This window comes from Ilumatobacter sp. (genome assembly GCF_049588435.1).
Lineage (GTDB): Bacteria > Actinomycetota > Acidimicrobiia > Acidimicrobiales > Ilumatobacteraceae > Ilumatobacter_A.
The window spans coordinates 1-7,954 of the sequence record NZ_JBAVYV010000046.1 but is presented as its reverse complement, the minus strand read 5'-3'; the positions used below and the strand labels follow the sequence as shown (position 1 = coordinate 7,954).

9 protein-coding genes are annotated in these 7,954 nt (G+C 65.4%); 1 reads left to right on the top strand and 8 read right to left on the bottom strand.

Annotated elements, in window-relative coordinates; translation table 11 throughout:
* The 7 genes from WBV89_RS01570 to WBV89_RS01540 all read right to left on the bottom strand — a co-directional run.
* The coding region (locus WBV89_RS01570) for an ABC transporter permease subunit (RefSeq protein ID WP_423979584.1) at positions 1–507 on the bottom strand (507 nt) is incomplete at its 3' end.
* Complete coding sequence (locus WBV89_RS01565) at positions 504–1,325, bottom strand: ABC transporter ATP-binding protein (RefSeq protein ID WP_423979583.1); 822 nt, start codon at positions 1,323–1,325, stop codon at positions 504–506. The genes WBV89_RS01570 and WBV89_RS01565, both read right to left, overlap by 4 nt.
* On the bottom strand, positions 1,322–2,209 hold the full coding sequence (locus WBV89_RS01560; RefSeq protein ID WP_423979582.1) for an ABC transporter permease: 888 nt from the start codon (positions 2,207–2,209) through the stop codon (positions 1,322–1,324). Before WBV89_RS01560 ends, WBV89_RS01565 begins: the two co-directional genes overlap by 4 nt.
* A complete protein-coding gene (locus WBV89_RS01555) occupies positions 2,206–3,222 on the bottom strand; it encodes a TIGR03842 family LLM class F420-dependent oxidoreductase (RefSeq protein WP_423979581.1) in 1,017 nt (338 codons plus the stop codon). Before WBV89_RS01555 ends, WBV89_RS01560 begins: the two co-directional genes overlap by 4 nt.
* Position 3,223: 1 nt before the next feature.
* Positions 3,224–4,708: a CoA-acylating methylmalonate-semialdehyde dehydrogenase gene (locus tag WBV89_RS01550; protein ID WP_423979580.1), complete on the bottom strand. Its 1,485-nt coding sequence runs from the start codon at positions 4,706–4,708 to the stop codon at positions 3,224–3,226.
* A 79-nt stretch (positions 4,709–4,787) separates the two neighbouring features.
* On the bottom strand, positions 4,788–6,203 hold the full coding sequence (hydA, locus tag WBV89_RS01545; protein WP_423979579.1) for a dihydropyrimidinase: 1,416 nt from the start codon (positions 6,201–6,203) through the stop codon (positions 4,788–4,790).
* A 78-nt stretch (positions 6,204–6,281) separates the two neighbouring features.
* Positions 6,282–7,118, bottom strand: coding sequence for a nitrilase-related carbon-nitrogen hydrolase (locus WBV89_RS01540; RefSeq protein ID WP_423979578.1), 837 nt, complete (start codon positions 7,116–7,118; stop codon positions 6,282–6,284).
* Between the two features lie 177 nt (positions 7,119–7,295).
* On the opposite strand from WBV89_RS01540, the gene WBV89_RS01535 reads away from it, so the two are divergent.
* Positions 7,296–7,601, top strand: coding sequence for a hypothetical protein (locus WBV89_RS01535; protein ID WP_423979577.1), 306 nt, complete (start codon positions 7,296–7,298; stop codon positions 7,599–7,601).
* Positions 7,602–7,616: 15 nt separating this feature from the next.
* On the opposite strand, the gene WBV89_RS01530 is transcribed toward WBV89_RS01535, so the two are convergent.
* On the bottom strand, positions 7,617–7,954 hold a 338-nt coding region (locus WBV89_RS01530), incomplete at its 5' end, for a hypothetical protein (RefSeq protein WP_423979576.1).

Below are 7,954 nucleotides of genomic sequence, written 5' to 3'. Positions count from 1 at the left end.
GAACATGATCTCCGTCGGGCTGGCCGCATACGAGCGCATCAACTCGAGGTGGGTCGCCGACACCTGTCGGAGTCCCTTGCTCACGTTCACGAAGACGACGAAGAACACGATCAGCATGACCATCAGTCGGCGTGGGAGCTGGCTCGTCGTGCCGAACAGCATGTTGTTCAGGATCGGGACGATCACGACGATCGGAATCGCGTTCACGGCGACCGCAACCGGGGTCAACAGTGCCTCGACCTGGATGAAACGCACGGTCACCAGGCTGGCGAGCACGCCGAAGAGCACGCCGAGCAGCAACCCGATCAGCGCGTTGAGGCCGGTCACCCACGTCGCGTCGGCTACCTGGTCGAAACGGTCGACGAAGGCGGCCCAGATCGCCGAGGGCGACGGCAGCGTGAACGGGGCGATGTCGAAGATCTTGACGATCGCCTCCCACGCGAGGAGGAACCCGATCCCGAACAGGGCGGGCGGCCACAGCATCGAGAACAGCCGACGGAGCCTCATCGGTCTTCGATCCCCCGCGCCTCGCTCGACATCTCGCTCCCGCGCAGCGCCTCGCGCACCTCGGTGATCTTCTTGTAGAAGGTGTCGTCCTCGCGGGTGTCCTCGTCACGATTGCGGCCGAGGTCGACCGAGACGATCTCGGTGATCCGGCCCGGTCCTGCCGACATCACGACGACTCGGTCGGAGAGGTACACCGCCTCGGGGATCGAATGGGTCACGAAGACGACGGTGGTGCGCGTCGCGGCACAGATCTGCAGCAGCTCGCTCTGCATGTGCTCGCGCGTCATCTCGTCGAGCGCACCGAACGGTTCGTCCATCAACAGCAGCGGTGGGTGGGCCGCGAGCGCGCGGGCGATGGCGATGCGCTGCTGCTGTCCCCCGGACAGTTCCCACGGCATGTTCGCACCGCGGTCGGGCAGTTTGACGAGGTCGAGCATCTCGCGCACGCGCGCCTGGCGGCGCTGCTTGTCCCAGCCCTTCAGTTCGAGCGGGAGTTCGATGTTCTTGTTGACCGTGCGCCACTCGAACAGGCCGGACTTCTGGAAGGCCATCCCGTACTCCTGGTCGAGGCGGGCCTGTTCGGCCGGCTTGCCGTTGACAGCCACCTCGCCGGCGGTCGGCACGAGCAGATTCGCGATCACTCGTAGCAGGGTCGACTTACCGCATCCCGACGGTCCGATCAGCGAGACGAACTCACCCGGCTCCACCACCAGGTCGACATCGTCCAGGGCGGCGACCTCTCCGGCCTCGCCCTCGTTGAAGACCATCGACACATCGGTGACGTGGACCGCATGCGTGTGGTCGTCGTGGGTATTCATGATGTGCTCTCCCTCGGGCGACGTCGCATCACGAAGGCCTCTCCGGCGACGATGAGACCGAACATGATCAGGCCGAGAACGGCGGCTGCGACGACGGCGGCATACACCGATGCCGGCTGCGACGTGACCTTCTGGCTGTAGTCGATGGTGGCGAATCCGACACCGCGGAGTCCACCGAGTGTGATCTCGGTGACGATCACACCGATCACCGATGCGGTGGCGGCGAGCTTGAGGCCGGGAACCATGTACGGCACGGCTGCGGGGAAGCGGAGCTTGCGCAGCGTCGTCCACCACCCGGCGGCGTAACTGTCCATCAATTCGAGCGAGGCAGCCGGAGCCGACTTCAGCCCACGCAGGGTCGACACGGTGACCGGGAAGAACGACAGGAAGGCGGCGAGGAGGGCGGCCGATGTCCACTGGGGAAGATCGAGGGTGCCGCGGATCACGGTGACCTGCGGAGCGAGTGCGATCAACGGGATGGTCTGGGAGATCACGAGGTACGGAAGCAACCCGCGCTCGACGATCCGGAAGCGGGCCATGACCACCGCGAGCCCGATTCCGACGACGACGCCGAGCACGAGCCCGGCGAATGCCATCCGGAACGTGTACCAGGCGTAGCCGAGCAGGACGCTCCACACCTTCTGGTCACCGCTGCCGATCGCATCGTCACCGAACTCGGCCACCATCGTCCAGGTGTGTGGCATGACGCGATCGTTCGTCTTCGGGATGATCCGCCATCCGAAGACATCGCCGCCCTGTTCGGGTCCGACCGCCTTGTAGAACTCCCACACGAACACCGCGATCGCCAGCGATGCAAAGAGCATCGCAATCCGTTTGGCGCCACGCGCCGCGATCGAGAGTCCGCGTCCGCCGCGCTCACTCACCGCTTGGCCAGCTCCTGTTCGTTGATGGCCGGGATGATCTTCTCGCCATACTCCGCGAGCGTGTGGTCCTTGCCGTCGTGCTGCAGGTAGATGGCGAACTGGTCGACACCCAGGGCCTGGAGTTCGGCGAGGCGGGCGCGGTGGGTCTCGACCGGGCCGAGGATGCAGAAGCGATCGATCACCTCGTCGGGCACGAAGTCGACGTGCTCGCTCGATGCGCTGCCGTGCGTGTTGTAGTCGTAGCCCTTCCGGTTCTTGATGTACTCGGTCAGCGCTGCCGGCACGGCGGAGTCGTCGCCGTAGCGCTCGACGATGTCGGCGACGTGGTTGCCGACCATCCCGCCGAACCAGCGGCACTGGTCGCGCAGGTACGCGATGTCGTCACCGACGTAGGCGGGAGCTGCGACGCAGATCGTGATCTCGTCGGGGTCGCGGCCGGCCTCGGCCGCTGCCGAGCGAACGGCGTTGATCGTCCACTCCGCGATCGACGTGTCGGCGAGCTGGAGGATGAAACCGTCGCACGTCTCCCCGATCAGCTTCAACGCCTTGGGTCCGTATCCGGCGCCCCACACCTCGAGTTCGCTCTTCGACGCCCACGGAAGCGTGATCGTCGAGCCGTTGTACTCGACGCCGCGACCACACGCGAGCTCGCGGATGACGTTGATCGAGTCGCGCATCGTGGCGAGGGTGGTCGGCTTTCCGTTGGTGACGCGCACCGCGGAGTCGCCGCGACCGAGCCCGCACACCGTGCGGTTGCCGTACATCTCGTTGAGCGTGGCGTACGTCGAGGCGGTGACCGTCCAGTCGCGCGTCGCCGGGTTGGTGACCATCGGCCCGACCGTGACGTTGCGCGTCTCGGCGAGGATCTGGGAGTAGATGACGTACGGCTCCTCCCAGAGGATGTGCGAGTCGAACGTCCAGACGTGGCTGAACCCGAACGCGTCGGCCTTCTTCGCGAGGTCGATCACTCGCGCCGCGGGCGGGGTGGTCTGCAGGACGACTCCGATGTCCATGTCAGCGCGTCTCCGGGAAGCCGAGATCGATGGTGCTCGTGCTGGGGTCGGGCCACCGGCTGGTGACGACCTTGCCCTGCGTGTAGAAGTTCACACCTTCCGGGCCGTACATGTGGGTGTCGCCGAACAGGCTCGCCTTCCAGCCGCCGAAGCTGTAGTAGCTGACCGGAACCGGGACGGGGACGTTGATGCCGACCATGCCGACCTCGACGTCGAACTGGAACTGCCGTGCTGCACCACCATCACGAGTGAAGATCGCAGTCCCGTTCGCGAACGGACTCGCGTTGATCACGTCGAGTCCGTCCTGGTACCCGGACACCCGCTTCACGCTCAGCACGGGACCGAAGATCTCGTCGTCGTAGCAGGCCATTCCGGGCTCGACGTTGTCGAGCAACGTCGGGTTGAGGAAGAAGCCGTCACCCGGAACACCTTCGCGTCCGTCGACGACGATCGTCGCGCCGCCGTCGGCTGCCCCGTCGACATATCCACGCACCTTGTCGCGGTGGGCCTCGGTGATCAGCGGGCCCATCTCGCTGTCGGGCTCGTTGCCGGGGCCGACCTTCACGTTCGGAATCCGCTCCGCGATCTTCGCGACCAGCTCGTCGGCGATCTCGTTCGCGGCGAGCACGACGCTGATCGCCATGCACCGCTCCCCCGCCGATCCATACCCCGCGCTCACCGCGGCGTCGGCGGCCATGTCGACATCGGCATCGGCGAGCACCAGCATGTGGTTCTTCGCTCCGCCGAGTGCCTGGACGCGCTTGCCACGCTTGGTTCCCTCTTCGTAGATGTACTTCGCGATCGGGGTCGAGCCGACGAAGCTGACCCCAGCGACGTCGTCGTGCTCCAGGATGCGGTCGACGGCGACCTTGTCGCCCTGCACGACGTTGAAGCAGCCCGACGGGAGCCCAGCCTGCGCAAGCAGTTCGGCGACGAACATGTTCACCGACGGATCCTTCTCGCTCGGCTTGAGGACGAACGTGTTGCCGCACGCCAGGGCATTGGCGAACATCCACATCGGCACCATCGCCGGGAAGTTGAAGGGGGTGATGCCCGCCACGACACCGAGCGGCTGACGGATCGAATACACGTCGACGCCGGTCGAGGCCTGCTCGGAGTACTCGCCCTTGATCAGCTGCGGGACGCCGCACGCGTATTCGATGTTCTCGAGCCCGCGGGCGACCTCGCCCAGCGAGTCGGACAGCACCTTGCCGTGCTCGGCGGTCAGGAGCGACGCGATCTCTTTGCGGTTCGCGTCGACCAGCTCGCGCGTCCGGAAAAGCACCTCGGCGCGCTTCGACAGCGACGTCGAGCGCCACGCCGGAAACGCCGCCTTCGCGGCTGCAACGGCGGCGTCGACCTCGGCGGGTGACGCGAGATCCACGGCCGAGCTCTGTTCACCCGTGGCCGGGTCGAACACGGGCGCCGAGTTGCCCGAGGTCGATTCGACGACCTTGCCGTCGATCCAGTGAGAGATGCGATTCATGATTCAAGACTTCTTTCTGTATGGCTGTGAGCCGACATCTGGTGCCTGGCACCAGTTGGCTTCCGTGAAGCTGCGATGGTCAGTGGAGGTAGTTGGACAAGGAGCGTTTGACGAACTTGCCGTGACCCTTGACGCCGACGTAGGTGTCGTTCTCGACGACAACCCGTCCGCGCGAGACGACCGTGTCGACCTTGCCCTGCACCTCGAAGCCCTCGTACGAGGAGTGATCGAAGTTCATGTGGTGCTTGTCGTCGACACCGATCTTCGTCTTCCCGTTCGGATCCCACACGAGCACGTCGCCGTCGGCGCCGGGCTCGAGCACACCCTTCTTCTCCAGGCCGAACATCCTCGCCGGGGTGGTGCAACAGGTCTCGACCCACCGCTCGAGGGTCATCTCGCCCATCACGACGCCCTGGTAGATGAGCTCCATCCGGTGCTCGACTCCACCCATTCCGTTCGGGATCTTGGAGAAATCGCCGAGCCCGAGCTCCTTCTGGTCCTTGAAGCAGAACGGACAGTGGTCGGTCGACACGACGGCGAGCTCGTTCATCCGCAGGCCCTTCCACAGGTCCTTGTGATGGTGCTCGTGCTTCGAGCGGATCGGGGTCGAGCAGACCCACTTCGAACCTTCGAACCCCGGCTGGGCCAGATGGTCCTCGATCGACAGGTAGAGGTACTGCGGGCACGTCTCGGCGAAGACGTTGAGGCCCATGTGCTGGGCACGCGAGACCTCTTCGAGTGCCTCGGAGGCCGACATGTGCACGATGTACAGCGGAACGTTGCCGGCGACCCGGGCGAGTTTGATCGCGCGGTGGGTCGCCTCGGACTCGGTCTCCTCCGGGCGGGTGAACGCGTGGTACTTCGGGTCGGTCTCGCCGCGGGCGAGCGCCTGGCCGACCAGCACGTCGATGGCGATGCCGTTCTCCGCGTGCATCATCATCAACGCACCCGACTCGGACGCGTTCTGCATGGCCCGCAGGATCTGGCCGTCGTCGGAGTAGAAGACGCCGGGGTAGGCCATGAACATCTTGAAGCTGGTGACGCCCTCGTTGTCGACCAGATAGGTCATTGCCTTGAGCGAATCCTCGTTGACGTCGCCGATGATCTGATGGAAGGCGTAGTCGACGTGGCATTCACCGGCGGCTTCCTCGTGGCGCGCTCCGAGCGTGTCGTACACGTCGAGGCCGAACGTCTGCGACGCGAAGTCGACGATGGTCGTCACCCCACCCCAGGCCGCAGCGCGCGAACCTGTGTCGAAGTCGTCGGCCGACACCGTGCCGCCGAACGGCAGCGACATGTGTACGTGGGCGTCGACTCCGCCCGGCACGACGTATTTGTCGGTCGCGTCGATCACTCGATCTGCAGTGATGCCGTAGTCCTCGGCGTGGCCCGGGGCCAGGATCGCGGCGATCGACTCACCGTCGATGAGCACGTCGGCCAGCCGCCGGCCGATGGCCGAGATTACCGTTCCACCCGTGATCAGTGTGGTTCCCATGTTGTGTCCTGTCCTCTCTGTTCTCTCTGTTCTCTCGACATGCACATCGGTGCCAGGCACCGATGTGCATCTTCAGCTTTAGACGAGTTCGTGGTAGGCGTCGGGGCGGCGGTCGCGGTAGAACGCCCAGCCGTCGCGCACTTCTTTGATCCGGTCCATGTCGAGCTCGCGGACGATCAACTCCGGCTCGTGCGCATCCCCCTTGTCGCCGACATAGGCGCCACGGGGGTCGACGAAGTAGCTCTGTCCGTAGAAGTCGTTTTCGCCGAGCGGCTCGATGCCGACCCGGTTGATCGCTCCGACGTAGTACATGTTCGCCACGGCAGCCGCCGGCTGCTCGATCGACCACAGGTACTCGCTGAGGCCGCGGTGCGTCGCGGACGGGTTGAACACGATCTCGGCGCCGTTCAGGCCGAGGGCGCGCCAGCCCTCGGGGAAGTGGCGGTCGTAGCAGATGTACAGCCCGACCTTGCCGACGGCGGTGTCGAAGATCGGGTACCCACCGTTGCCGGGACGAAAATAGAACTTCTCCCAGAACCCCTTGACCTGCGGGATGTGCTGCTTGCGGTACTTGCCGAGGTAGCTGCCGTCGGCGTCGATCACGGCGGCGGTGTTGTAGTACACGCCGGGCTGCTCGATCTCGTACATCGGCAGCACCATCACCATGTTCAACTCGGCCGCGAGCGCCTGGAACCGCTTGGTGGTCGGCCCATCGGGGATGTACTCGGTGTACTCGTAGTACTCCGGATCCTGCACCTGGCAGAAGTACGGGCCGTAGAAGAGTTCCTGGAAGCAGATGATCTGAGCACCCTGTTTCGCCGCCTCGCGGGCGGCCTCCTCGTGCTTAACGATCATCGACTCCTTGTCGCCTGTCCAGTCGGTCTGCAGAAGTGCCGCGGTGACGATGTTCGCCATTGAATTCCCCTCGTCGGTGGTCGTGTCTCGAACGTCGCCGGGATGAAGCCCGCATCGGAATGCACCCGATCGAGTCGACCGGGCGGCGAATCGCAGACTACACCTCGACACCGATCGCGGAAGCAGGACGATCCCTGCGTTCACCGAGCCGAAGCACGGCCGTAACCTGAGCGGTCGGTGAGCGCACCTCGGACATTCACGGAGCTCTGGGACTGGATCCGCGGACGCGATCCGGTCGATCCACCGAGCCCGGACCGGACCGTCGAAGCGGCGTGGTTGCCGCAGTGGTTGAGCCGGATGGTGACCGAGGAACTGGTCGCTGCGGACATCCCCGCCGTCGTGGTCGACGACTTCAACATCAACCTCACGATGTACACCCGCGAGCCGATGTCGCGGATCTTCGTCACCGAAGATCGTCAGGCCGAAGCACAACAGTTGGTCGAGGACATCCTCGGCCACCCACCCCGCCATCGCCCCCTCTGAAACCGGACGGGCGGGCTACATGGCCGGGGTGCGGAGGAGTTCGGCGGCCATCGGGCACTCGGCGCGAGCTGCGGGTGGGCCCATCGGCATAATGCCGTGGGGGCCGACCACCTGGTCGACGAGACGGGACGGGAGCACCTCGACGTCGATCGTCCAGTCATCCTGCTCGGCAGCAATCCCGTCACGACGTGAGACCATCGCATCGAGGTACTCGGCGGGCAGGCGCCGACCGAGCCCCGCGACCAGCCAGACCGGGGTCCCCCATGCGGCCGCCGTGGCGGCGATCGTCGTCGAACCCGACGGGACGACCACCCGGTCGGCATCGAGCGCCAGCGCCTCGATCAGCACGAGGT